The sequence below is a fragment of the Streptomyces sp. SID5464 genome (genome assembly GCF_009862985.1).
GTDB lineage: Bacteria > Actinomycetota > Actinomycetes > Streptomycetales > Streptomycetaceae > Streptomyces > Streptomyces chartreusis_D.
In genome coordinates this window covers 110,297-132,873 of record NZ_WWIQ01000066.1, presented here as the reverse complement: position 1 = coordinate 132,873, position 22,577 = coordinate 110,297, and the positions used below count along the sequence as shown (strand labels likewise).

Annotated in this window: 23 protein-coding genes; 6 read left to right on the top strand and 17 right to left on the bottom strand. The window is 68.6% G+C overall.

From position 1 onward, the window contains the following. Positions 1 to 40: 40 nt before the first annotated feature. Entirely contained in the window at positions 41 to 814 is a 774-nt protein-coding gene (locus tag GTY47_RS31940; RefSeq protein ID WP_010045850.1) for an isoprenyl transferase, read from the bottom strand. Positions 815 to 1,558: 744 nt separating this feature from the next. Here GTY47_RS31940 and GTY47_RS31935 point away from each other — a divergent pair. Further along, positions 1,559 to 2,773 (top strand): winged helix DNA-binding domain-containing protein, encoded by a 1,215-nt coding sequence (locus tag GTY47_RS31935; RefSeq protein ID WP_010045847.1) that lies wholly within the window; start codon positions 1,559 to 1,561, stop codon positions 2,771 to 2,773. Positions 2,774 to 2,796: 23 nt separating this feature from the next. Here GTY47_RS31935 and GTY47_RS31930 read toward each other — a convergent pair whose 3' ends face one another. The 6 genes from GTY47_RS31930 to GTY47_RS31905 all read right to left on the bottom strand — a co-directional run bounded on the left by GTY47_RS31930 (position 2,797) and on the right by GTY47_RS31905 (position 6,925). Next, positions 2,797 to 3,582 (bottom strand): class I SAM-dependent methyltransferase, encoded by a 786-nt coding sequence (locus GTY47_RS31930; RefSeq protein ID WP_010045846.1) that lies wholly within the window; start codon positions 3,580 to 3,582, stop codon positions 2,797 to 2,799. Positions 3,583 to 3,585: 3 nt separating this feature from the next. Further along, entirely contained in the window at positions 3,586 to 4,041 is a 456-nt protein-coding gene (locus tag GTY47_RS31925; RefSeq protein WP_040904044.1) for a GNAT family N-acetyltransferase, read from the bottom strand. Positions 4,042 to 4,166: 125 nt separating this feature from the next. After that, positions 4,167 to 4,925, bottom strand: a complete 759-nt coding sequence (locus GTY47_RS31920; protein WP_010045844.1) for a putative T7SS-secreted protein — start codon at positions 4,923 to 4,925, stop codon at positions 4,167 to 4,169. Continuing rightward, on the bottom strand, positions 4,922 to 5,200 hold the full coding sequence (locus tag GTY47_RS31915; protein WP_010045843.1) for a hypothetical protein: 279 nt from the start codon (positions 5,198 to 5,200) through the stop codon (positions 4,922 to 4,924). The genes GTY47_RS31920 and GTY47_RS31915 overlap by 4 nt, the downstream gene beginning before the upstream one ends. A gap of 40 nt (positions 5,201 to 5,240) precedes the next feature. Then, a complete protein-coding gene (locus tag GTY47_RS31910; protein WP_010045841.1) occupies positions 5,241 to 6,194 on the bottom strand; it encodes a hypothetical protein in 954 nt (317 codons plus the stop codon). A gap of 71 nt (positions 6,195 to 6,265) precedes the next feature. Beyond that, positions 6,266 to 6,925, bottom strand: coding sequence for a hypothetical protein (locus GTY47_RS31905; protein ID WP_010045840.1), 660 nt, complete (start codon positions 6,923 to 6,925; stop codon positions 6,266 to 6,268). Positions 6,926 to 7,253: 328 nt separating this feature from the next. Here GTY47_RS31905 and GTY47_RS31900 point away from each other — a divergent pair, with 328 nt between their 5' ends. Next, positions 7,254 to 7,622 (top strand): DUF192 domain-containing protein, encoded by a 369-nt coding sequence (locus GTY47_RS31900; protein ID WP_010045839.1) that lies wholly within the window; start codon positions 7,254 to 7,256, stop codon positions 7,620 to 7,622. Between the two features lie 284 nt (positions 7,623 to 7,906). Here the strand turns inward: GTY47_RS31900 and GTY47_RS31895 are convergent, their stop codons facing one another. The 10 genes from GTY47_RS31895 to GTY47_RS31850 all read right to left on the bottom strand — a co-directional run bounded on the left by GTY47_RS31895 (position 7,907) and on the right by GTY47_RS31850 (position 19,087). Then, positions 7,907 to 8,629 carry a hypothetical protein gene (locus GTY47_RS31895; RefSeq protein WP_010045837.1) on the bottom strand — a complete coding sequence of 241 codons (723 nt, stop codon included), beginning with the start codon at positions 8,627 to 8,629 and terminating at the stop codon, positions 7,907 to 7,909. A 12-nt stretch (positions 8,630 to 8,641) separates the two neighbouring features. Further along, positions 8,642 to 9,184, bottom strand: a complete 543-nt coding sequence (locus tag GTY47_RS31890) for a hypothetical protein (RefSeq protein ID WP_010045836.1) — start codon at positions 9,182 to 9,184, stop codon at positions 8,642 to 8,644. A 453-nt stretch (positions 9,185 to 9,637) separates the two neighbouring features. Beyond that, positions 9,638 to 10,081 (bottom strand): hypothetical protein, encoded by a 444-nt coding sequence (locus GTY47_RS31885; RefSeq protein ID WP_010045831.1) that lies wholly within the window; start codon positions 10,079 to 10,081, stop codon positions 9,638 to 9,640. A gap of 111 nt (positions 10,082 to 10,192) precedes the next feature. Continuing rightward, complete coding sequence (locus tag GTY47_RS31880; RefSeq protein WP_231911122.1) at positions 10,193 to 10,921, bottom strand: hypothetical protein; 729 nt, start codon at positions 10,919 to 10,921, stop codon at positions 10,193 to 10,195. 18 nt (positions 10,922 to 10,939) lie between these two features. Continuing rightward, on the bottom strand, positions 10,940 to 13,291 hold the full coding sequence (locus tag GTY47_RS31875; RefSeq protein ID WP_010045829.1) for a Tox-REase-5 domain-containing protein: 2,352 nt from the start codon (positions 13,289 to 13,291) through the stop codon (positions 10,940 to 10,942). A 566-nt stretch (positions 13,292 to 13,857) separates the two neighbouring features. Further along, on the bottom strand, positions 13,858 to 15,177 hold the full coding sequence (locus GTY47_RS31870; RefSeq protein WP_010045828.1) for a hypothetical protein: 1,320 nt from the start codon (positions 15,175 to 15,177) through the stop codon (positions 13,858 to 13,860). A gap of 431 nt (positions 15,178 to 15,608) precedes the next feature. Next, the gene (locus tag GTY47_RS31865) at positions 15,609 to 16,439 is read right to left on the bottom strand and encodes a hypothetical protein (RefSeq protein ID WP_010045826.1); all 831 of its coding nucleotides are present in this window, start codon (positions 16,437 to 16,439) and stop codon (positions 15,609 to 15,611) included. Continuing rightward, complete coding sequence (locus GTY47_RS31860) at positions 16,436 to 16,870, bottom strand: hypothetical protein (protein ID WP_158688456.1); 435 nt, start codon at positions 16,868 to 16,870, stop codon at positions 16,436 to 16,438. Before GTY47_RS31860 ends, GTY47_RS31865 begins: the two co-directional genes overlap by 4 nt. A 640-nt stretch (positions 16,871 to 17,510) precedes the next feature. After that, positions 17,511 to 18,524, bottom strand: a complete 1,014-nt coding sequence (locus GTY47_RS31855) for a hypothetical protein (RefSeq protein WP_010045823.1) — start codon at positions 18,522 to 18,524, stop codon at positions 17,511 to 17,513. After that, entirely contained in the window at positions 18,521 to 19,087 is a 567-nt protein-coding gene (locus GTY47_RS31850; protein ID WP_010045821.1) for a hypothetical protein, read from the bottom strand. The genes GTY47_RS31855 and GTY47_RS31850 overlap by 4 nt, the downstream gene beginning before the upstream one ends. Before the next feature lie 135 nt (positions 19,088 to 19,222). Here GTY47_RS31850 and GTY47_RS31845 point away from each other — a divergent pair, with 135 nt between their 5' ends. Genes GTY47_RS31845 through GTY47_RS41385 form a run of 4 tightly spaced genes read left to right on the top strand, consistent with a single transcriptional unit; the run spans position 19,223 to position 22,486 of the window. Continuing rightward, on the top strand, positions 19,223 to 19,369 hold the full coding sequence (locus GTY47_RS31845; protein ID WP_173937215.1) for a hypothetical protein: 147 nt from the start codon (positions 19,223 to 19,225) through the stop codon (positions 19,367 to 19,369). After that, entirely contained in the window at positions 19,369 to 21,396 is a 2,028-nt protein-coding gene (locus GTY47_RS31840) for a Mu transposase C-terminal domain-containing protein (protein ID WP_010045817.1), read from the top strand. Before GTY47_RS31845 ends, GTY47_RS31840 begins: the two co-directional genes overlap by 1 nt. Further along, a complete protein-coding gene (locus tag GTY47_RS31835) occupies positions 21,393 to 22,280 on the top strand; it encodes an AAA family ATPase (RefSeq protein ID WP_231911123.1) in 888 nt (295 codons plus the stop codon). The genes GTY47_RS31840 and GTY47_RS31835 overlap by 4 nt, the downstream gene beginning before the upstream one ends. After that, positions 22,235 to 22,486 (top strand): hypothetical protein, encoded by a 252-nt coding sequence (locus GTY47_RS41385; RefSeq protein WP_231911124.1) that lies wholly within the window; start codon positions 22,235 to 22,237, stop codon positions 22,484 to 22,486. The genes GTY47_RS31835 and GTY47_RS41385 overlap by 46 nt, the downstream gene beginning before the upstream one ends. Positions 22,487 to 22,577: the final 91 nt, after the last annotated feature.

The following is a 22,577-nucleotide window of genomic DNA, read 5'->3' as shown; positions in this document are numbered from 1 at the left end:
CTGCGGGGCCGGGCGAAATCACGCGCCGCGGTTCAGCCGTTCAGCCGCCGTAGCGCCGGTGGCGTGCGGCGTAGTCGCGCATGGCGCGCAGGAAGTCGACCTTACGGAAGGCCGGCCAGAACACGTCACAGAAGTAGTACTCGGAGTGCGCCGTCTGCCAGAGCATGAATCCGGACAGCCGCTGCTCGCCGCTGGTACGGATCACCAGGTCGGGATCGGGCTGGTCGCTCGTGTAGAGGTGACGCCCGATCATGTCGATGTCGACGGCCTCGGCGAGTTCCTCCATCGAGGTGCCCCGGTCCTGGGCGTCGAGCAGCATGGAGCGCACGGCGTCGGCGATCTCCTGGCGGCCGCCGTAGCCGATGGCGACGTTGACCAGTATCCCGTCGACGTGCGCGGTGGTCTCCTCGGCCTCCTTCAGTACCGTCTGCATCCCGGAGGGCAGCAGGTCGGGCGTGCCCACGTGGTGCACGCGCCAGCGCCCGTCGGCGGCCAGGGTGCGCACGACGTCCTCGATGATGCCGAGCAGGGGGACGAGCTCCTCCTGCGGCCGGTCGAAGTTGTCCGTGGACAGCAGCCACAGGGTGACGACCTCGACGTCCGTCTCGGTGCACCAGCCGAGGAACTCCTCGATCTTCTCGGCACCGGCCCGGTGTCCGTGGACGGTGCTCGAACCGGCGGCCTTCGCCCAGCGCCGGTTGCCGTCCATGATGACGCCGATGTGCTTGGGCACCTGAGCGTGGTCCAGGTGGCCTTCCACCCGGCGTGCGTACAGCCTGACCAGCAGGCCACGCAGCTTGTCGCGCAGGTTCACGTGATTGTCAGCCCCTCCGTACGGATCGGACAGGCCGCGGCGTGCGGCCCGGTCGTGGCCGCGGGCGGTCCCTGCCCCTGTGGCAGTCCCCGAAGGCGAAGCCTACCCTCGCTGCCGCCGTGGGCCGCCCACGGGTGCGGAACGCAGAATTCCGGCCGGTGTTCGGGTCGGTCGTGGCGCACAAAAAAACGGGCCGGTCCGTGGGGGGGATACGGACCGGCCCGAGGGGGGGCTTCCACCATAACCCTTCGTAAGTGATGCTGCGTGCATCGGCGTGCCACAACTACTCTCCGGAGCCGCCCGGCGACGCCGCGATGTCCGCGGAACCTCTCATTCACGGCCTTCTCCTGGCCGAAACGCAGCCCCTGCGCAGGAGAATCGTGCGCCCTGAGGCGGGATCCGGCGGATGTGCCGCACCTTGGGGCCCCTTCGCCGGCTTGCCCCCCGCATCCCCCCGGCGGGTGACGCCGGCCGTGAACGCCCGCTTGACCCCGCAAACGCCTCGATCCCGAGGCCCTGGCACCGCGCAGCCCCCTCCACTGCGCGGTACCGCCCGCGCAGCGTGGTTTGCTCACGCGAATTACCTTGGTCTGAACTTACGCGAATCGCGACGCGGAGGCGAGCCACAGGCGATAACGATGTGAAAACCCTCGGCAGGAGATGCGCAAGGGGAGTGGGCGAAAGGGGTGACCCAGGAAGAGATTTAGGTCAGTTCCTGTCCGCTATGGCGTCTAGCGTCGTGCCATGACGACGATCTCGAGGATCACGTGGGACGCGGCGAGCGCACGACGGACCGAGCGGCAGTTCCTGGCCGCTCCGGACGAGCCGGCCGGGGGCGGGACGTCGGTCGCCGAGGTGGTCGGGGCGATGATGGGGGCGCACGCGCAGGTGCTGTCGGCGGCCGAGGTGTCGGTGGGCATGCGGACGTCCGAGCTGACGCGGGCGGACGTCCGGACGGCACTCTGGGGCGAAGGGTCGCTGGTCAAGACGTACGGCCCGCGCGGAACGGTACATCTCCTTCCGGCGCGGGAACTCCCCCTCTGGTCGGCCGCGTTGACCGCGATCCCGACCCGGCCGAGCCCCATGCCGCCCGACGTGCGGCTCACCGAGGAACAGGCCGCCCAGGTCGTGGCCGCGATCGGGGAGGCGCTCGATGGCGCGTGCCTGACGCTCGACGAACTGACCGAGGAGATCGTCGCGCGGACGGGCCCGTGGGCCGGCGACCGCGTGATGCCGGCCTTCCAGGACCTGTGGCCACGCTGGCGGCAGGTGCTGCACCGGGCGGGCTGGGCGGGCACGCTGTGCTTCGGCCCGAACCGCGGCCGGAAGGCGACGTACACGCGGCCGACGGTCACGGGGGCGGCCGGGGGCACGGACGGGGCGTCGGGGGCGTCGGGGAGGGGCGAGGCGTTGGGCACCGGTGAGGCGTTGGGGACGTTCGTACGTCGTTATCTGTATGCGTATGGGCCGGCGACCCCGCAGCACTTCGCGAAGTGGCTGGCGGCGCCGACCGGCTGGGCCGGAACCGTGTTCCGGGAGCTGGCCGCGGCGGGCGGCATCGAGGAGGTCGACTTCGAGGGCACGCGGGCGTGGGTGGCCGCGGGTGACACCGACTTCCCCGACGAACCCGTGCGGGGGGTGCGGCTGCTGCCGTACTTCGACGCCTACGTCATCGCCGCGCAGCCCCGCGAACGGCTGTTCCCCGGTGCGGCCTACGAGCGTGCCCTGGCGGGCGGCCAGGCGGGCAACTATCCCGTGCTGCTGGTCGACGGTGTGGTGGCGGGCGTCTGGCACCAGCGGCGCCAGGGCCGTCGTACGACCGTCACGGTCGAGCCACTCGTCCGGCTGACGGCACGGCAGGAACGGGAGCTGGCTGAGCAGGCGGAGCGGGTGGGTGAAGTGCTGGAGACGAAGGCGGAGGTGGTGGTGGGGGCGGTCAGGGTGGGCCCGCATGCGTGAGCACGCTTGTGGTGTGTGCCTGATCAGAGCCGGTGGGGTCCCGGCTTGCGTACGTCGAAGAGGTGGCGGGTGCTGTGGGCCACGAAGGGCCCTTCGTCCTGGATCCTCCGATGCAACGCACGGAGCTGCGGCTCGTACGCCGCGACGGTGAAGCCGGGCACCATCCACACCACCTTCCGCAGGAAGTGCACGACCGCGCCGATGTCGTGGAACTCCATGCGGAGCCGCTCGGCCCGCAGACCGACGACGTCGAGCCCCGCGGCCTCGGCGTCGGCCCGCTCGCGCTCGGGGTGACGACCTGCACGCACCTCGGCGGGCTGGGGTCCGAGGAAGTGCTCGACGAGCTCGAAGACACTGGCCGGCCCCACGTGCTGGGCGAAGTACGTCCCTCCGGGCTGGAGGACGCGGGCGATCTCGTCCCAGTGCGGACGGACGGGATGCCGGCTCACGACCAGGTCGAAGGCGGCGTCGGCGAAGGGCAGCGGGGCGTCCTCGGGTGCGGCGACGACCGCGACCCCGCGCGGACGGAGCAGGGCGGTCGCCTTGGCGACGTTCGGTGGCCAGCCCTCGGTGGCGACGGTGAGCAGGGGCCGCTTCGGGGCACTGGCGAGAGCGAAGTCCAGCACTTCCCCGCCGCCGGTCTGGATGTCGAGCACGGCACTCGCCCGTCCCAGCCGCGTGGCCGTCGACGTCGCGTACCCCCAGGAGGGCCGCGCCTCGGTGGCCCTCCCCTCGAACCAGGAGAAGTCCCAGCCTTCGGTGGGGACGGAGGCGCCTTCGGCGACGAGGTCCTCGAAAGAGCGGTGCACCTGTTACGCCAGAACGAGCAGGACATGCTCGTTCTCTCCGTACTGGACGGTGCCGGCGGGACGGAAGCCGTGCTTCTCGAGGAGACGTACGGAACCGGTGTTACCGCTGAAGGGGTCGGCGTGCAGGGGCCGGTTCTTCTCCCGCTCCAGGAAGAGTTCCAGAGCCCGGCTGCCGATGCCGCGCCCCCAGTACGCGCGGCCGAGCCAGTACCCCAGGAAGCGGCGGTCCCCGTCCCACCAGGCGACGACGTTGCCGGCGACGGCACCGTCCACGGTCACGGTCTGCACGAAGTTGGTGTCGTCCCCGAGGACCCGCTCCTTCCAGTGCGTCATGAAGGCCTCCCGCGGCCGGGGCGTGAACCTCGATCGCCGGGCTGCCTCGGGATCCTGCTCGTAGGCACAGAACGCTTCGAGATCGTCTTCCACGACATCACGCAGCCGTACGTCTTCGACAGTCATGCCGATGAGTGTGGCACCGGGCACTGACAACGGCTCCGCGGAAGCCGTCGCGCCCGGGGGCCCCACGGAACGAGCGGCCGTACGTCCTCGGCGGCGAACCGCACGAGATCCTCGGGGTCGGGTCGTCACACACGCGTGATCTGTACGGATGGTCCCTTGGGCCAGTCAGGTGGAGACACGGGCTCCGGCACGGCGGGCCCGCTCCAGTGCTTCGGGAGAAACGCTGTGGCGTCGCCGATCTTGCCGGTGCGGTACCGGGCCTTCTGCTCGTGCTCCTCGGTAAGACTCTTCGCCTTGCCGAGGATCTTGTCGAGTTCGGCCTGGGCCTCTTCCACCGCGGTGTTCGCGTGGGTGAGCGCCTTCTGGGCGTTGTCGTGGCGAGCGCCCTTCTTCTCCAGGCCCGGGGCGTTCTCGGCCTTGCTCGCACGGCCCTTCGCGGCGTCCAGGACTGCTCGGGCGTCCTTCGCGTCCTTTTCCAGGCGCTGGGCGCGGCGCTGGAAGTCGTCGAGTTCGCCCTCCCAGCGATCCAACTGTCTGGCGGCCTTGCGGATGGAGTGGGCGGCGTTCTTGAGGTTGAGGGGCAGCGTCCCGCCGTCCAGTTCCTCCCGGAAGGCGACGGCCGCGTCTCCCTTCCAGTAGCTGCCGTCCATCAACTTGGTGACCGGGCCGTGGCTTTCCTCCAGGACCTTGGTGCAGTTCGCGAGCTTCTTGTGCAGCTCGCGAACCGTGTCCGTGCTGCCCGGCCCGGGATAGAAACCCAGGTGCGGGTAGTCGGGGTTCGGGATGCGCCTGCCCGACTGGAGGCCTTGCGGCTTGTCGAGGTCCGCGTTGTACCGGGGATCGGCAGCAGTGCCGGGGCGCTCGGAACCAGCGGTGTACGTCATTTCGAACCCGCCGACCCGCCCTTGCCGTTCCGGGCCTTCTTCAGCGCCTCCTCCAGCGCCTTGTCCACCTCGTTGTAGCTGTCCTTGCTCTGACCGATGATCTTGGCGAGGTCCTCGGTCTGCTCGCCGATCTGCTCGGTTCCGTACTTCCAGTCCTCCTGGAAGCTCTGGCACGCGGCGTCCAGGTCGTCCGTGCCCAGTCCGGTCACCGAGGCGTCACTCAACGCCTTGTGCAGTCCCTTCAGGGAACTGCCCGATTTCCGCAGCAACTTCATGAAGTGCGCGAGCTCATCGTCGTCAACGGCCAGCCGCTCGTCAGCGGTTGACGGCCTGGACCTCCTGCACGGCCACGTTCTGCGTGGCGCCGAAGGAGCCGTCGGGGAGGTCACCGCCCGCGCCGCCGGTGCCGGTCCACTGGATCTCCCAGGTGACGGTGGCCTGGAGCGGGAACGTGCCGTCGCCCGAGGAGCGCAGGTACTTCACTCCGCAGGGCGGGGTCTGGTCCGCCTTGCCCTTGGCGTACGGCTCGCCGATGCGGCCGTTGTTGATTTCGCAGACGCCGGAGGCCGGGTAGGTCACGGCGTCCTTGGTGCCCGGTTCGATCCTGAGCGACACCGGTTCGGCCGTCGCGGTCGCCTGGATGCCGAGCACCGGTACGGACGCGGTGACGGAGACCGGCTTGAACTCGGCGGCGTCCAGCCAGGCCCAGGTCGGCAGGTTGACCTTGGTCGCCTCGGCGGGGGCCAGGGTCACCTCGGTGCTGGGGACGCGGATCTCGGCGTAGGCGAGTTCGGCGAGGATCTCCGGGGTGACGGCGTTCTCGATGCCGGCGGGCGGCGGGTCACCGAGGTCCACCCAGAAAGGGGGCTCCTTGCAGGAATCCCACCCAGGGGGAAAGTCCTCGTCGACGTACGAGTCCCAGAAGTAGCCCTTGCCGGTCTTGTCCTTGTTGAAGTCCTTGTACGGGTGTCCCTTGACGTAGCGGTTGCGCTGCTCGGCGTCCCACTCGTAGCCGGTCGAACCGGCATCCCAGATCGGCTCCAGGGTTTTCTGCAGCTGCTCGGGGGTGTACTTGGGGGCGTACCAGCAGGGCGGAGGCGTCCAGGACGTGGCCGACGTCAGCGCGCCTGCGGAGTTGCCGCTGCCATTCTTGGAACGGTCGAAGACGACGCCGCCTGCGGTGACGGAAAGGGTGCCGTCCTTACCGGCGTTGGCCCCCTGCTCGGTGCCCTGCGTGCCGTCACCCAGCGTGTCGTCAGCGTGGGCCACGCCGGGGAAAACAAGGAGGGACCAGCACGCGCCGGCTATGACCAGCGTCGAGAGCGTCGGCGACGGACGCGTCAGGGCTGGCACTTGGGACTCCCGCTCTGCGAAACGATCTTCTGGATCGTCCAGACACCCTTGTCGTTCTTCTTGAGCGACGTGTGGTAGATGACATAGCTCTTGGCCGTGACCTTCGTCTTCTTGACCTTGTCGGTCTTGATGTACTTCACATACGCCTTGCCCTGGTCCTCGCAGTAGCTGAGGGACGCCGTTCCGTCCTTGTCGACTGCTACTTGGGGGGCGTAGAAGCGGTAGGCGCCGGTGATGGCGGCCTCGTGATCGACGTAGTTCTGAATGAACTTCTGCGTGGTGGCGGCGGCTTCGCCCTCGTAGTAGTAGAGGTACGGCTTGTCGAGCGCGTTCTGGTTGACGATCGCCAAGTCCACAGCCTTGATGGACTGCTCGCTGTCCGACAGGATCGCGTCCTTCTCCTTGTCCCCGGTCTTGGGCCAGTCGAAGGTGTAGGAAAGGTCGGACGGCGGGTCGATCTTCGGACGTTCGGCGGAGGCCGGGCCGGATGCAGTGGGAGAGGCCGAACTCTCGCTTCCCGTGTCGGCTCCCGCGATCTTGTCGCTGTCCTTGCTCTTGGAGCTGTCATCGCTCCCGCACGCGGACAGCGTCAGGGCCGCGGCGGCGGTCAGCGTGAGCGCTGCGAGGAGGGTGGGGCGGCGGTTCACGGTCGGCTCCCGGTAAGAGGCGAGGCTTCTCTTGAGCGAACCAAAGCTATACAGCGGTGTAGAGCCGCACCAGGGTGAAGGTTGTCAACGGGCGGGGTGTATGGGGAGGAATCGGCGATTCGTCGATCAGTTTCAGCCGTAACGGTTGCATAACGCGCCATTCCATCCGTCAGGGGCGCTGTCGGTGCCGGGCGTTTCAGTCATGAACCAGCAAAGGAGGCCGGGGGCATGGGCCCGTGGGCCCATGTGGGACCTACGCCTCTGCGGCTAGGTTCGGTGTTCGGACAGCCGGTGGTCAGGTGGCACGCACGGTCGGAGGTGGGCGGGCATGGGGCGGCGCTGGCGGGACGGACGCGGGGAGTTGGTCGTGCACGGGGGTGGTGAAGGGCCGTCTGCCACTGTTCCTTTGGAGATCGCCACCTCCTATCGCGCCCGGACGAAGGGTCTGTTGGGGCGGGACTCCGTCGACGGGGCGATCCTGCTCTCCCCCGCCAACAGCGTGCACACCTTCCGGATGCGGATGCCGATCGATGTCGCCTATCTCGATCGTGACCTTCGCGTCATCGCCGTACGGACCATGCGGCCGGGGCGGTTGGGTATGCCGCGACTGCGTGCCCGGCATGTGGTGGAGGCCGAGGCAGGGGCGATGGCGGGGTGGGGGGTACGGGACGGTGCGCTGGTCGAGGTCATCACGTAGCGAAGGCCCGTTCCCTTCCACGCCGGCCCGAGTCGGCTTCGCCCTCGGCGCGACGGGCCGGGCACTACCTGGTTCGTCGTCCGACGCACACAGCCGGGCGCGGACGCACGCTGCTGACGAGGTCGCCAGCCAGTAGAACGGGAACGCCCCAACGCCATGGCCAGGCGCCGAGCGAGTTCCGGCTCAGCCGGTGCCTCGTTGACCAGGGCTTCCACGGCCTCCGCCAGGGCCTCGCCCGAGCGACGTGGGCGGAACCGGCGGCCCGGCCGACAGCAGGTCGTAGCTCATCGGTAGGTCCCGTCGCTCCACCGGTCGAAGAGCATGCCCTGTGCCGCTTCCGCGTTCTCCCAACTCGCCGGACCGTCCGGCTTCCCCGACAGGCGCTCCAGTGCCGCCCTGGCCTCTGGGCCGCCCATCGCCCCCAGCAGGTCGATGGCCGAGTCGGCACCGATGTCCGCGCTCACGCAACGCTCCGCCAGTCCCACCGCCCAGTCGGCCAAGCGGCCCGGGTCAGGATCGAGAGCCAGCCAGCGGAAGACCGAGTCGGCGATGTCGTCCCGCAGTGACGGGATCATGGCCAGCATCGCCGCTTCGACATGCCGTACGACGTGCGACTGCAGCGCACAAGGCTGCGGTCGGCTCTGCCACGCGCGCACCAGCTCGTCCACACCGGACCATGTCACGTCGCTCGTGCGGGGCATGCTCTTCCCGACAGCTTGGTGGAACTCCTCCCACACGTGCCACAACAGGCCGGGCGACGGTGGCTGAGGAACGTTGGGAGCCAGTTCCGGGTCGTCCAGGACTACGGTCATCACCCGCCGGGCTTCGTCCAGTCGCTCGTCGGTGCGGGGCAGTTCCGCGATCCGGCTCCAGTCACACTCGTCCCACGGCTGGGGGAGGGACCGCAGCGCGTGGGGCAGGACGTGGTCACCCTCCGGATCGCGCCACCGCTCCACCTGCGGGTCCCACATTTCCTCGGCATTCGGTTCCCTGTCCGACTCGCTCATCCCTGTCGGTCCTCAGTCCGACACGAGCTGGAGGACAGCCGTACCGTCCTCCCCTGCCGCCGCCTGGATCACCACCGCGTCCGGCTGGGGACTCGGCCGCGCGGCGTCTCCGAGGCCACCGCACGAGTTTCCGCTGCCGTTGCTGCGGAGGACGGTGATGCAGCCCTGCCCCGGGCCGCTCACGCTGCCCTTGGACTGGCCGTTGCCCGACTTCACCGTGTACGCGACGGTGTTCGGGCCGACCTCGGTGACGGACAGGGTGGCCGGGCCGCGCGGACCCTTGAAGGGGATCTTCACCGGCTCGGAGACCGCGATCTCGCAGTTGCCGTCCGCGCAGGCGGTGATGTCATGGCCGTCCGCAACCGATACCGAGGGCTTGGGCGTGGGCTCGGGTCGTCTCGGGGGATCGGCCTTTGACGGCCGCTCACCGGGTGCGGACGACGCCTTCGCGGGCTCGTCCGAGCCGCTTCCGCAGCCGGCCGCCGCCGTCAGGACGATCAGTGCGGCGAGTACGACTCCGGTTCTGCCCAGTACGCGTGCTTCCGTCCCGGCCATGGTGTTCCCCCGTGTGCTGTGCTCCGACGTGCCTTCCTGGTCACTCCACACCGTGGAGTCTGGTCAGCCTTGCCCTATTGCGTGCCGTTCACCGATTCGGGCCATCCGCGTTGGACCCCGAGGCCTCCGAGCGCGCTCCGCTTCACTTCGGGCAACGATACGCGTGGTCTGCCAGACCCCGTCGCTGTTCTTCCCCAGCCGCGTGCGTCCACGCGGCAAGCCGTGTCCTCATCGCTACCGACCGCTCCAGACGGCATCTGACGGAGCGTCCGTCAGGCACAGCGACCCAGTAGGCGCTCGACAGGCCGGGTTCCGGCGAGTGGAGGACGGAGCTTCTCTGGTCTCCGTCCGCGTCGGCCAGGTAGCCGCCCCGGTCCGGCAGTGCCAGCACGTCCGCCAGGGCTCCTCGCAGACTCTCCGGGTCCAGCTCCGCGACGGTGAAGAGGTTCCCGATCACTGGGCGTCTTCGGGGAACCCGTCCGCGGAACCGGTTACCCCGGCGAACAGCACTACCGGCTCCTCTTTGTCCTCATGGCCGACGCTCGCAGCGACCAGCCGGTCGCCGACCCGCCAGTACAGGAGGTCGCCGAAGTATCCGCAATCGCACAGTTCCCGGAAGAAGGGCGGGAGTTCGTCGTCGTCCGGGTCCAGGAAGGCGTAGGCGTATTCCTCCATGGACATGGACGCGTGCGGACCCCACCGGGCGTCCAACGCCGCTGCCAGGTCTTTCAGCTCTCCCTCGAACTCCTCGCTGATCCGCACGAGTTCGTCCCAGTCGTCGTTCGGCGGAGCGAAGTCGCGGCTCTCGCGCAGGGTCACGAGGTGGTAGGTGTCGCCGCCGGTCAGGGGGCGGGCCAGGAGTTCGTCGATTCGGGCGATGTACTGCTGCACGCTCACTGAAGGGCACTCGATCTTTCGTCGTTCACCGCTGCCTCCTGCTCGGCGATCGGGCCGTCACTGACGACAGTCGCGATGATCATGGACACATCGCCGTCGCGCTGGTTCTCATCACAGCTTGGCGACCGTCGCCGGTACGGGCATGGGTTCCAGGGCGCCGCTCTCGGCGAGGGTCCTGTGGGCTGCGAGGACTGTTTCGGTGGCCGGAGTCTCGCCGGGGTTCGCCGCAAGGTCCAGGACGATGCCGCCGTGCTCGGTGGGCAGCCGCCGGGCCACGAAGTCGCCGGGGACGCGCGCGGCGCGGTTCTCGGAGAGGTGGACCGACCAGCCACAGCGGGGCGCGGAGGCCGGCAGGCCGTAGGTCGCCTTTACGATCTTGAACAGCTCACGATTGTAGGCAAGGCCGGTGTCCGGGTCCCAGGCCCCCGCGAGCGCGGCGAGCGTCTCGGCGACACGGCCCGCGAGCGGAGGTTCCGGTGCCCCGGGCCCAGGGAAGAGTTTCACGATCGCGAAGAACGGACTGTGCTCGTTCGTGCCGCCCGCCGAGATCCACACCTGGACGTAGCCACCGTCCTGGCGGCGTCCGACCACGTGGGCTGTCCAACCGATGATGTCGGCGTCGTCATGCGTGTTTGCCGCCTGGAGCGCCGTCGCGAACTCCCCCGAGCTCCGGGGCACCAGCGGGCCGGGGGCGTCATCGTCCACGTCCCAACGCCACTCCGTCAGCTCGCCGTCGGAGAGTTCCGTCAGTCGAGCGAGGAGATCCAGCCAGCGTTCCGCCTGCTGCTGCGGTGTCTCGGGCCTGACCCACCAGTGCACAGCAACCGTCACTGCACTCACGATCCGCACTCCTGCCTCTCACTTCTCCCACGGCGTGTGCTTGACGACCACCTCGATACCAGCTTCGTCGAAGGCTTCCTCCGCCGCCTCGGCCACCGCCTCGTTGGAGAAGTTCCACTCGACCGGCTTCCCGTTCGCCGCACTCAGTTGCCGCCGCGCCTGCTCGACGAACTTGTTCGCCTGAGCGGGTTCGAGCGTGCCGTCCGCCCGCACCTTGTCGCCGTAGCCGAACTTCGCCTCGACGTAAGTCTGCCGTGACGAGTCCCAGCCGTCGAAGTCGACATCCCTGCCGGTCTTCGGGTCCTTGACGGCGTACTCCTTGCCGCGCTTCACCTTGGAGACCTGCTCCTGGTAGCGCATCCACACCTCTGTCTTCGGCCAGTACGCCACCGCCTTCTTGGCCTTCCACTGGCCGTCGCCGCCGTCCTTGGAGCCCTTCCGCGGGTTCTTCAGGTCGTTGTACCAGGACGGCTTCTTCCACTTGGCGACCTTCTTGCGGCTTTCTTCCTTCTTGGCCTCCTTCTCGGCCTTCTGGGCCGCCTCGGCCTGCTTGCGGGCTTCCTCCGCCTGTTTCCTGGCCTCTTCGTCGCAGCCGCCTTCGGCCAGCACGACATAGGGGGAGCGGGACCCGCCGGCGGCGAGGACCGTGGTGCCGCCGCCGGCGGACCCGGTCAGACCCGGGACGTCGCCGTACGGGACACGGCGGCCGGGAGCGGAAGCAATGGTGCAGCCGGATTTCCTCGCCCTCTCCTCGGCTGCGTCCGCCGCCTCGTCGGCCTCCTTCGCCGCCTTCGCGGCGGCGTCGGCGTCACCGGCCTTGGCCGCCTTCTTGGCGTCCTCCGCCGCCTTCGCGGCGTTCTCGGTGAACTTGCCGAGTTTGCCCAGCTTGCCGAGTTTGCCAAGTTTCTGAACGATCTTGGCTTCGCCGTAGCCGGGGATGAAGAGCGAGCCGACGTTCCAGGCGACGTTGGTGACCGCACGGGTCTTCTCGCCGTTGTTCCACTGGTCGCGGACCTCGTCGCCCACGAACGTGTCGTCCAGGACCTTGACACCCGTGTTCCACGACGCGCCGCCCCAGTCGGTGAGCGCGTCGAGGTAGTCGCCGTTCTCCCACTTCTCGCCCGCGTCCTTGGCGTCCTCGGACCACTGGTCGCCCAGAGAACTGCCGTAGTCCTTCAGGCCCTCCCACGCCTCACCCGGGTTGGTGACCGTGTCCCAGATGCCGGTGACGTCACCCCAGATGCCGTCGACGAACAGGCCCTGCCCCACCTGCTTGAACTGGTCCCCCACACAGCCGAAGAAGGCCCCGACGCCGGAGGTGCAGCCGTCGTCGCCGCCTTCGTCACCGCTGTCCCCAGCGGCCTGCTCGTCCTCTTCCCATCCGGGCTCGTCCTCAGCTGCGTCGTTCTTCTCCTCGTCGGTCTCCTCGGGGTACGAGACGCTGGTGTCCTCGCGGCCCTGCGAGGCGGAGCCGTTCTCTACGCCCTCCCCGCCGACTTGGCCGCCCGAGCCGGACCCGGGGGTGTCCTGGCCTGCGGAATCGGCTCCGCCAGGCCCGTTTCCGCCGGCGCCGTCGTTCCCGGTAGCGCCGTTGTCTGTGCCGCCGCTCCCGGTGCCGCCGTCAGCGGATCCGCCGTCCTCGGCGCCTTGGCCGGCCTCGGCCTGACCGCCCTGGCCCCGACCGCTCTGGCCCTGGCCGCCCTGGCCCTGGCCGCCCTGGCCCTGGCCGGCTGCGCCGTCACCGTCGGTCCCGTCCGCGCCGTCGCCGGCCTGAACCTCCTCGCCGCCGTTTCCTGTTTCCGCCGGGCACCCCGTGCCCGTGACCTTGCACACCGCCGACTGAATGCCGGTGGATATCTGCGTCCCCAGGCCGCTGACCAGCAGAGCGACGATGATCGCCGCGACCACGGCCACCAGTCCCGTGTACTCCACCGCCGTCTGGCCCTCGTCCCGGCGCCAGCGGATCATCCGGGCCAGGGAGAAGGGGCGGCGTTCGGCCCTGGCCGACTCGGGGAGGCGGTACCAGTCGCGGCTGTCCCCGCGGGTGAGGAAGTAGAGGATCAACGCGGGGAGGAAGAGCTGGGTGTAGCCGCGCGGTGATCCGTCGGTGATGCTGGATATCGAGCCGAGGATCAGCCAGATCTGTACGGCGATCAGCCCACCCCTGATCCTGGCTCCGCCCTCCCAGGTACGCCGGGCCAACCACCAGCCGACTGCTCCTGGGGCGGCGGCGTAGGCCGTCAGGGCGAGCACGCCGCCGTCCAGGGCGTCGTACGAGGCCGCGGTGAGCAGGAGGCCGAGGCCGCCGACGACCGTGACCGCGAAGAGGGTGTGGACGAGGACCAGCGCCGTCGCGAGCGAGCGCGGCATGTCCCTCCGCCCGCCAGGCCCCGACGGCCCCCCGGCCCCGAACTCCGGCGCTCCCCCGATCGAGGCCATGTCCCCCCACCTTCGCTCTACGACACGGCCCGAGGGTAGGAAGGGGCCGGCGGGACGGGATGGGCCCGTGGCCCCAAAACGGGGCCCAAATGGCGGGACTTGTCGCTCGAGTACGCCGCCGCCGCGTGCGTAGGCCCGAGCGCCGTGGTGCGGAAGCACGGCCCACATGCGCGTCCCGCCGCCCGGCTCGCGCGCCTGGTGTCGCAGGCAGCCGCCAGGGGTGATTCGTGTGACGCGGGTGGCCGTCGTTCAGATCACGCGCAGGGCGGATTCCCCCTAGCGCAGCGACACGTAGACCTCTGCGGAGGGGGTGAAGGGCAGACCCGGACCGCGAGTTCGCCGAGCACTTGCACCGTGCCCTCGTCGGGAGCGTCTTCCGCGAACCGTGGAGGAGTCACGGTTACCGCCGGCATCACCCGGAGGAGCCGCTGAAGAGCGTTACCGATCCTTGTACGCCCCGTCGTGCACCTTCTGCGGTCAGCACCGGGTGTAGGGCGTCATGGCGCCCACTCCTGCGCGGCGTTCCTCGTAGTGACCGGCAGGCTCGGGTCGAAGGCCAGTCGCGCCAGGGCTTCACGGCTGTCCGGCACGTCATCCGTGCGGTGGAGGAACCAGATGGCCTCCTGCACCGCGTTGCCGCACCGGGCGCACCGCTCGGCGAGCTCCGCAGCCCAGAGGGCCGTCGCCGACAGAACAGCCGGTTCCTCTTCGCCTGCCGTTCCGCCGCCTTGCGGGAGGTCAGCGAGCCAGCGGAAGACGGCTGCGGTGACCCGTTCAGCGATCTTCGTACACCAGACGTTGGCGAAGGCCTCGGCGTCCATGCCGTGAAATTCGAAGCCCAACGACTGGCACTCGCGCCACGCCTCCCTCATTCGCTCGCGAGTGACCAGCCGTGGGTACGGCATCAGGGCGCGCACCACCTCGGCGATGGCACTGCAGTCCGCCAGAGCGTCACTCCACATCTGCGCGTCATCCGGCACCGGCTCGACAGTCAGACACGCCTCCAGTGCTGAACGCGCCTGCACGAGACTGTGGGAATCCGGCGCGGCCGCGCCCCAGCCGAAGTCGTTCTGCCAGGAATGGGGAAGGCCCTGCAGCCCTTCGGGCAGCAGCGGCTCCTCGTCGGGGGTGACTTCCCGGGCCCGAACCTCGTACACCGAACGGCGCAGCCCGAGAAGCCGGGAACGCACATAGGGGCGGACGTCCCGGACCTCGTCGTCGTTTACGAGCTCCCGCAGGGCCTGTTCGCCGCGCGGACGGCCCAGCGAGACAAGCATGCGCACCGCCGCCTCGACCGCCACGCCGACCCGCACGAACGCTGCTGCGAGCAGCGCGGCGTCTTCAGCCTCCGCATCGTCCGGCAATCCGGCGGTGGTTGCACGCTCGATGAAAGCGAAGGCGTCGTACGCCAGCGCCTGGCGCACCGAGGCGGCCCATTCCGCCGCCACCCTGTCGACCCGATGTTCAGTCGGTTGCTCAGGCACCGTGGGGATGCCCATGTCAGCCCAGGCTCCGACCACCTGCACCACTCGCTCCCGAGTGACCTGGGAGGTAGTCGGCATGGTTCGGGTCAGCCAGGCGTCTGCCTCGTCCAAGGTGTGGTCATCGCGGTCGTCGTAGGAGTCCCGTAGTTCCTCGTCCCAGTCGTGCACACTCTGCCGTCGGTCGGGCAGGCACGCGCGCAGCACGTACCGAGCCTGCTCACGGTCCTCCTCCGTAGGGGCAAGTTCCTCCAGAGCCTGAGACCTGCGGTATGTCAGATCGTGCCAGGGCGGTGGCAGCTCGCGCATGGCGGCGGGCAGCAGGTAGGTATCCACGAGTCGCCCTCCGTTTGCGCGCCCAGCAAGCTCGAGGGCTGAGTCTGCGAAGTGGCCGGGGTCGGGGTCAAGGACCAGCCACTAGGGCACTCAGCGGCCGCATTGGATAGAGTCGGCACTGGACACGCGCCGTGGGAGCCCTTCTCCGAACTCCGGCACCTTCATTGGGCCCGTGATTGCATGTCGTGGTCAGCCCTCTTTGACGTCCGGAGTGTGTAGCCTGTCAGAGCTCTCTTCCCTGAGCGTGGAGCCCCAGTAGATATCTCGGACGAGGAATGATCTGCACCCTCCGTCCCGCCGAAGTTGAAGAGACACCCCCACGCCTCGTCGTCCCGCCCCAATTGCAGGTCCAGAAGGTCGACTGTCATCTCCCAGTGTCCGTCGGCCGAGACCTCCAAGGACGTGCCGCGCTCCTTCTCGTCCTCGTGGGCTCACCATGGAACACTCCTTGGACGCCGACACCACCACCAGCGCTCGGTCTTCTCCTCATTCCCGGGTTCGGTGCATGCACGGAAGATGCCGTCCAATCGCGTCACAGAGGATCGCAGGCCGCCGGCGTATACGTCGTCGACCTCGCGCACGAGACGCGCCAAAGTGTCCCGGGCCTCCAGATCACGCCGGAAGAGGTCTTCCCGGTACCGGCCAGAAGGGCTCCAGTCGGACTCCAACCGGCGCACCAGCCTCTCCCACACGCGCAGGCTGTAGTGGACACGCCCTTCGACGCTCGCCGCCGTGTCCGTCGGATACGTGGCCAGGAAGGCATCGGAGAGAGGCGTCCCCATAGGCTCGTATTCGAGAGCTTCGGGGAGCCACTCCACCTTCGCGCGAGGGAGATCGGGCACCTTCTCCTCCACCGCGTCGACCCGGTATCTCGTGTCCTCGTCGGAGTCGATCGCCTCCAGTCGGCATCTCACGACTCGTCCATCCGGCACCGCGACCCAGTATGCGGAGTCCAGGTCGATGTCCATCGAGGGGTAGAGGACCGAGGTCGTCGTACGGACCGCGAGCCCTTGTGCCAAGTCCGCCTCACTGAGAGCTCCCGCCGTCTCGTCGTCGACGTAGATGTCGAGCTCCAGCGCCAGGTCACCGGGCGGCAGCACGCGGTACGTGCACAGAACAGGTGAGTCCCAGCGACGCGCTTCCTGTTCACCGTCCGTGTCAGCGACGTCGACCGCTTCGCGCGTCACGGACAGCAAATGAGCCAGCGCCCCGCGGAGCCGCGACGGCTCTGATTCCGCGACGGTGAAAAGATTCGCGATCACTTGTACGTCCCGTCATATACCGGCTTGGCCTTCGCGACCTTGTCCGGATTCTTGACGAACTTCGGATCGCGCTGCAGTTGCTGCGATTTGCTGAGATCACCCTTGTTCCGCACGATCTCCTTCAGAGCAGCGTATTCAATGCGGTCCATGTCGACCAAGGCAGGGCGGGAGACCGGAAAGACGGTTCCGGTGTCCTCTACTCGATACGTCCGTCCGTTGATCTCGTACGTGTTCTTGTCCGGCAGCAGCTTGGCACGCCCCTTCGCTATTGCCTCGATGTCCGCGCGGACCAGATCCTCGTTACCTCGGAGGATGACGGTGTTGCGTTCCTTGACCTGACCGCTGCCCGCTCCGCTACGGTGTGCCGCTTGTCGGGGAACCTCAGCTTCTTCCCAGCCGCCGGACCGGGAACATCGTCTGTGGCCTGCCACTCGGTGGCCGGCTTATTGCTGGCGTTCTTGTTCTCCGCCTCGTCGGCGGCCTTGTCGGCCTCGTCGGCCTGCTTGCGAGCGTCCTGGGCCTGCTGCTTGGCCGCGTCCGCTGCCTTGTCGAAGGATTCACCGACCTCGGCCAGCTTCTTGAACGGAGGGTGTCGGCGTCGAGCTCGAGGGCTACGCGTATCACGGGCGGCGCGAAGACCACCGTCGCGACGTCGGCCGCTTTCCGAGGTGCGGATCGTGCTGCGGTTCACCGCGGAGGAGGTGTTCCACTCCCCCGCGACGGTGATCGCCACCATCCGGCGGGCGCTGGGGGGCGAGTCGGCGCCGGGCAAGCTGAGGGCGGAGGCGGACGCTCGGAATTCCTCGCGCTTCCGGTGCCCGGCTCCTTGCCCGCCCACTTCTTGAGCCTCTCGACCTGATCGGCGAAGTCCGCCTTGCGCGTGGCCGAGCCGGCGTTCTCCGGGCGAGTTGACCCGGTCCCATACGCAGCCGACCGGGTCGCTGACGAAGTCCATGGTGAGATCGCCGCCTCCAACTCTCCGAGGAGCGCAGCTGTGCGGTCCTCCTGAGTCTCCGCGTGATCCTCGTCGTACGTCATGCCCCCCAGATAACGAGCCGCACTGTCACGACTTCAAGCGTTGCCCTGCGCCGCCTCGGACAGCAAGCGTGTCGCTTCGGCCACGGCGACGTTCCGGTCGATGTAGCGCGTGGCGAGGTCCAGGGCCCAGGGGGCGAAGTGGTCCTCTTGCCAAAGCCAGGAGAGAATTGCTTCCGCGGTCCAGGCACCGATGCGCGCGGCCCACCGGTCGCTGAACTCTTCAGGCCCTTCGTCTTGCACATCCAGCCCCAGCTGCTTGCACTCATACCAGCCCTCGGCCATGCGCTCTCGGGTGACGAGCCTGGTATCAGGCATCAGATCTCGCAGAACCATACGGATCTCCAGCCAATCGGGGCGCTCATCCTCATCCTCGTCCCAGTCCCCCTCCCACTCGGGAACGGGCTCCGGAAACGGCAGCCTCATGCTGGGCAGAAGGGCTTCGAGAACAGCGCGGGCTTGAGCGAAGCGCTCCTGCTTCGGTTCCTCCTCGATCTCCCAGCCACCATGCCAACCGAAGGTCAGGTCTCGAACCACCTCTGGCAGCAACAGCTCCTCGTCCCCGACAGGACGGCCAGCCATCGCCTGATACTTCGGCTCACGTAGACGCCTCAGCCACCAGCGGCCCCAGCGTCGATCTCCCTCGTTCACACGCGTGTCAGGCACCAGTCGTGCCAGCGCCTGCTCGCCGTACGGCACACCCAGTTGGAACAGGAGGCTGATCGCGTCGTGCGCCGCGAGTCCGGCGCGCACACACGCCTCGGCAAGAACGGCTGCCTCAGCGGTGGCCGTCACTCGGCCGCGCTCGGCGGCTTCCTTCAGAGAAGACAGCAGACCACGGATGCGGGACGAAGCCGCCCTACGGGCACGGTGGGCGATGAAGAGCCGCCGCTGCCCGTCAGTAAGCGGAAGGTCAGGCTCCCTCTCAAAACGCTCGTAGAGTCCGTGCAACTCTTCGGAGGTCCAGTAGCCCTCGGTGCTCGGCGGAGCATCGGCCATCGCTGCCGCCAGCTCCCCGAGGATCTCGGCAGCCTGCTGATCGTCGGTCATGAGACCCCCAAGTACTGCATCGCTGTCTTCGGGTCCTTCATCTTGCCGGAGTGGATGGCCTCGTACTTTTCGGTATCGCTTTTGGCGTTCCAGGCGTCGTCCATCGCCTTCAGCTGCGCGGGGGACACGTCCTGGCCGGCGATGCGCGCTCCCACGCCGTGCTTGGCCATCTCCGACGCGGGCGTACCGTCGGGGCGTACCTTCGGCTCGTTTGCGGCCTTCTGAGACTTGGTCTGCTTCTTGTACTGGAACTTGTCGAAGATCTTCTGCCAGTCCTTGGTGGTGGCGATTTCGTAGCGGGCCACACGGCCCGGCGCCGCCTTCTGCCAGTTGCCCAACCGTTCTGCCTGGGCAGGCAGAGATGCCTGAGTTGTCGCGTTTCCTCGGTTCTTGACCTCCGCGACATGGACCTTGCCGTCCTTGCCGCGGTAGGCCACGTCGGCGTCCGGGATCCCAGAGAGGTCGATCTCGCCGCCCAGGCCGTCCGGGAGCTTCGTCAGTTTGGCCTCCTCGCCGACCGACGAGTACACCGTGCTGCCGTCTGCCGCCTCGGTCTGCGCCACGCGCTTGGTGGTGTTCGCCTCGGCAAGTTCTCCGCAAGCTTGTCCTTGTCCTGGGAGTTCAGCACCTTGGCCCCCAGCTTTCCCCGGCTGAGGGGATCGATGTTCTTTTGGTCCATCAGCTCCGAAACATCCGCGATGGCGTCGGCCGCCGCCTTGCTGGTCGGAGATCCGGTCGCGGTGCTGCCGGTGTTGTTCCATCTGCTGTGGACGCACGAGCTGGTGGTGGACGTGTCCGTGCCGCTGCACGTGGAATCGGTTGTCTCGTTGGGGAGGGATCTGTGATGGCGGGACGTGATGTCTCCGTGCTGCGGCCGGGTGACTGGATCGCCTATGACGGGGGCGACCACCAGGTCGTCGCCTTGGCCGGGACGTCGGTACGGCTTCGCTCGGAAGACGGGACCGAGTCTGTGGTGCTGGCCTCGTTCCTGATGGCGGCGCCGGACTTCTCGGTCACCGGGACGGAGCCGCTGCCCGGGCTGGAGCCGCCTGGGCTGCTGGCGTCGTTGCCGGATCCGGTGCGGGATGCGGCACGCGAGTGGGAGCGCCATGTCGTGGAGGTCGAGACGGGGCTGCCGCCCGGTGCCGAGCCGGGCACGTTCCCGCGGCCCGAGTACGACCCGGCGTCGTGGTCGCTGGTGGAGCGGGCACAGGCGAAGGCGGACGAGCTGGGGATGAGCCTGCGTACGGTGCAGGGCCGGCGGGCGCGCTACGCCCAGCAGGGGTCGTGGGGGCTGGTCGACCAGCGGGCCGTGCGGATGTCGGAGGCGACGGGACGCGCGGATGCCCGTCTGGTGGCGGCGATCCGGGAGGCTCTGGACGCGGAGACGTCCGCTTCGACGGGGACGCGGCCGAGGCTGATCCGCCGGGTGGTCAAGATGGTGGAGGCCACGCACGGTGAGGGGGTGGTGCCGCTTCCGAGCAAGAACACCTTCTACAAGCTCATCGACGCGCTCTCCACTGGCCGACACACCTTCGGCTCGGCGGTCACGCGCAGGCAGACCGCGAACCGCCCGCAGGGTCCGTTCACCCCGACGTTCGCGGACAGGCCGGGCGAACAAGTACAGATCGACTCCACCTCGCTGGATGTGATGGTGGTACTCGACTCCGGGCTGACGGTCCGCGCGGATCTGACGATCGCGGTCGATGTCGCGACGCGGACGATCTGCGCGGCGGTGCTGCGACCAGTGGGCACCAAGGCGGTGGACGCCTCGCTGCTGCTGGCGCGGATGCTGGTGCCGGAGCCGATGCGGCCGGGCTGGTCGGGTTCGTTGCGGATGGCGGCGTCGCGGATGCCGCACCGGCGGCTGCTGGACGTGGATACGCGGATGGAGCAGGCCGCCGCGCGACCGGTGATCGTGCCGGACACGGTCGTCATCGACGGCGGGAAGGTGTTCATCTCCGACACGTTCATCCGGGCCTGTGACCGGCTCGGGATCTCGGTGCAGCGGGCTCGTCCGCGCACGCCGACCGACAAGGCGATCGTGGAGGCGACGTTCTCGGCGATCAACACATTGTTCGTGCAGCATCTGGCCGGCTACACGGGCCCGAACGTCTCGCGTCGCGGCGATCGGGTCGAGGAGCGGGCGGTGTGGACGATCCCTGACCTTCAGGAACTGTTGGACGAGTGGATCCTGGCCGGGTGGCAGGCCAGACCGCACGACAGTCTGCGCGATCCGTTCCGTCCGAAGAAGTCGGTGTCGCCGAACGACAAGTACGCCTCGCTGGTCGCGGCCTGCGGCTACCTGCCGCTCGTGCTGCGCGGTGAGGACTACCTGGAGTTGTTGCCGGTGGCCTGGCGGGCGGTCAACGACTACGGCATCCGGATCAGCTACCGCACCTACGACTGCGCCGAGCTGGGGCCGTACCGGCGTCAGCACTCCGGCATCACCGCCAAACGCGGGCTGTGGGAGGTGCACTACGACCCCTACGACCTGTCGCAGGTGTTCGTACGCACGCAACAGGGCTGGATCACGGTCCCCTGGGTGCACCTGCCGCTGGTGAACGGGCCGTTCGCCGACTTCACCTGGCAGCATGCCCGCCGCCTGGCCGCCGAGGCCGGACTGGACGACACCAATGAGGCCGCGGTCGCACGCGTTCTGGACGAGCTGCTCACCCGCGGCGAGCACGGCCCAGACACCCGGTCGGCCAAGGTGGCTGGACGCACCCGCGTCGCTGCCGCCGTCCGTGCGCAGGCCACGGCGCCCGAGACCGAGACGGAGCCCGAACCGGAGCCTGAGGCATTGTCTCCGGTGCCGGTGGCGGATTTCGGCGTCTTCGACGCCCATGCCGAAGCTGAAAGATGGATATGAGCAAGCGTAAGACGACCTCCCCGGCCGGTACCCAGGAGCTCGATGGTGGCGATTCGGCGCCGCCGGACAATCCGCTGATCACAAAGGAAGGGTGGGGCCGTTTCGTCGGGCACGAGCCGATCCCGCCCCGGTTGCTGACGGCGGCCGAATGGACGGCACTGACCCCGCGCGAGCGCGTGCGCGAGCAGGAGCGTCTCCGGGAGTACCACGCGGACCTGCCGATGGTGAACACCCCGACCATCCGCAAGGTCGTCGCCACCTCGCGGCTGCTGATCCAGCTCAACCGCAACCAGATCTCCGCCCGTCGCGGCGTGTTCCTCTCCGGTTCCTCCGGCACCGGTAAGACGACTGCCCTGACCCAGTTGGGCCGAGCCCATGAACTGGCCGTCCGCAAGCGGTATCCCCGCGACGTGAACCGGCTGCCGGTCGTCTACGTCACCGTTCCGCCCGCAGCGACCCCGAAGATGCTGGCGATGGAGTTCGCCCGGTTCTTCGGGCTGGCCTTCCCCAGCCGGGCGAATGTCACCGATATTGTGGACGCAGTCTGCGCGACCGCCGCCCATGTCCACGTCGACCTGGTTCTCGTCGACGAGCTGCACAACCTCAACCTGGCCACCCGGTCCGGCGCCGAAGCCTCCGACCAGCTGAAGTACTTCGCCGAACGCCTGCCGCCACGTTCGCCTACGCGGGCATCGACATCGAATCGGCGGGGCTGTTCGCCGGCACCCGGGGGCGTCAGATCGCAGGACGGTTCGTCGTCGTCCCGGCCACGCCGTTCTCCCATGCGACCGCGATGGAGCAGGAGGAGTGGCGAGCGCTGGTGGGCACCCTGGAGTCCATGCTCCGGCTGCGCGAGCACCGCCCGGGAACGCTCACCGGGCTGAGCGAGTTCCTCTTCCACCGCACCGGCAGCATGATCGGCAGCCTGTCCCAGCTCATCCGCGGCGCGGCGGTCCTCGCCATCGAGGACGGCAGTGAACGCATCACCGAAGAACTCCTCACGCTCGTGCCGGTCGACTACGCCGCCGAACAGTCCGAGAAACGCACCACCCCTGCCAAGCGCACCACCCGTCGGAGGCACGCGGCCTGATGCTCCTGCGCCGTCTTCCCGATCCCGTGCCTCCCGCCCGGCACGAAATCCCCGTTCCTACATCAGACGTCTCGCCAACCTTCATGGCCTG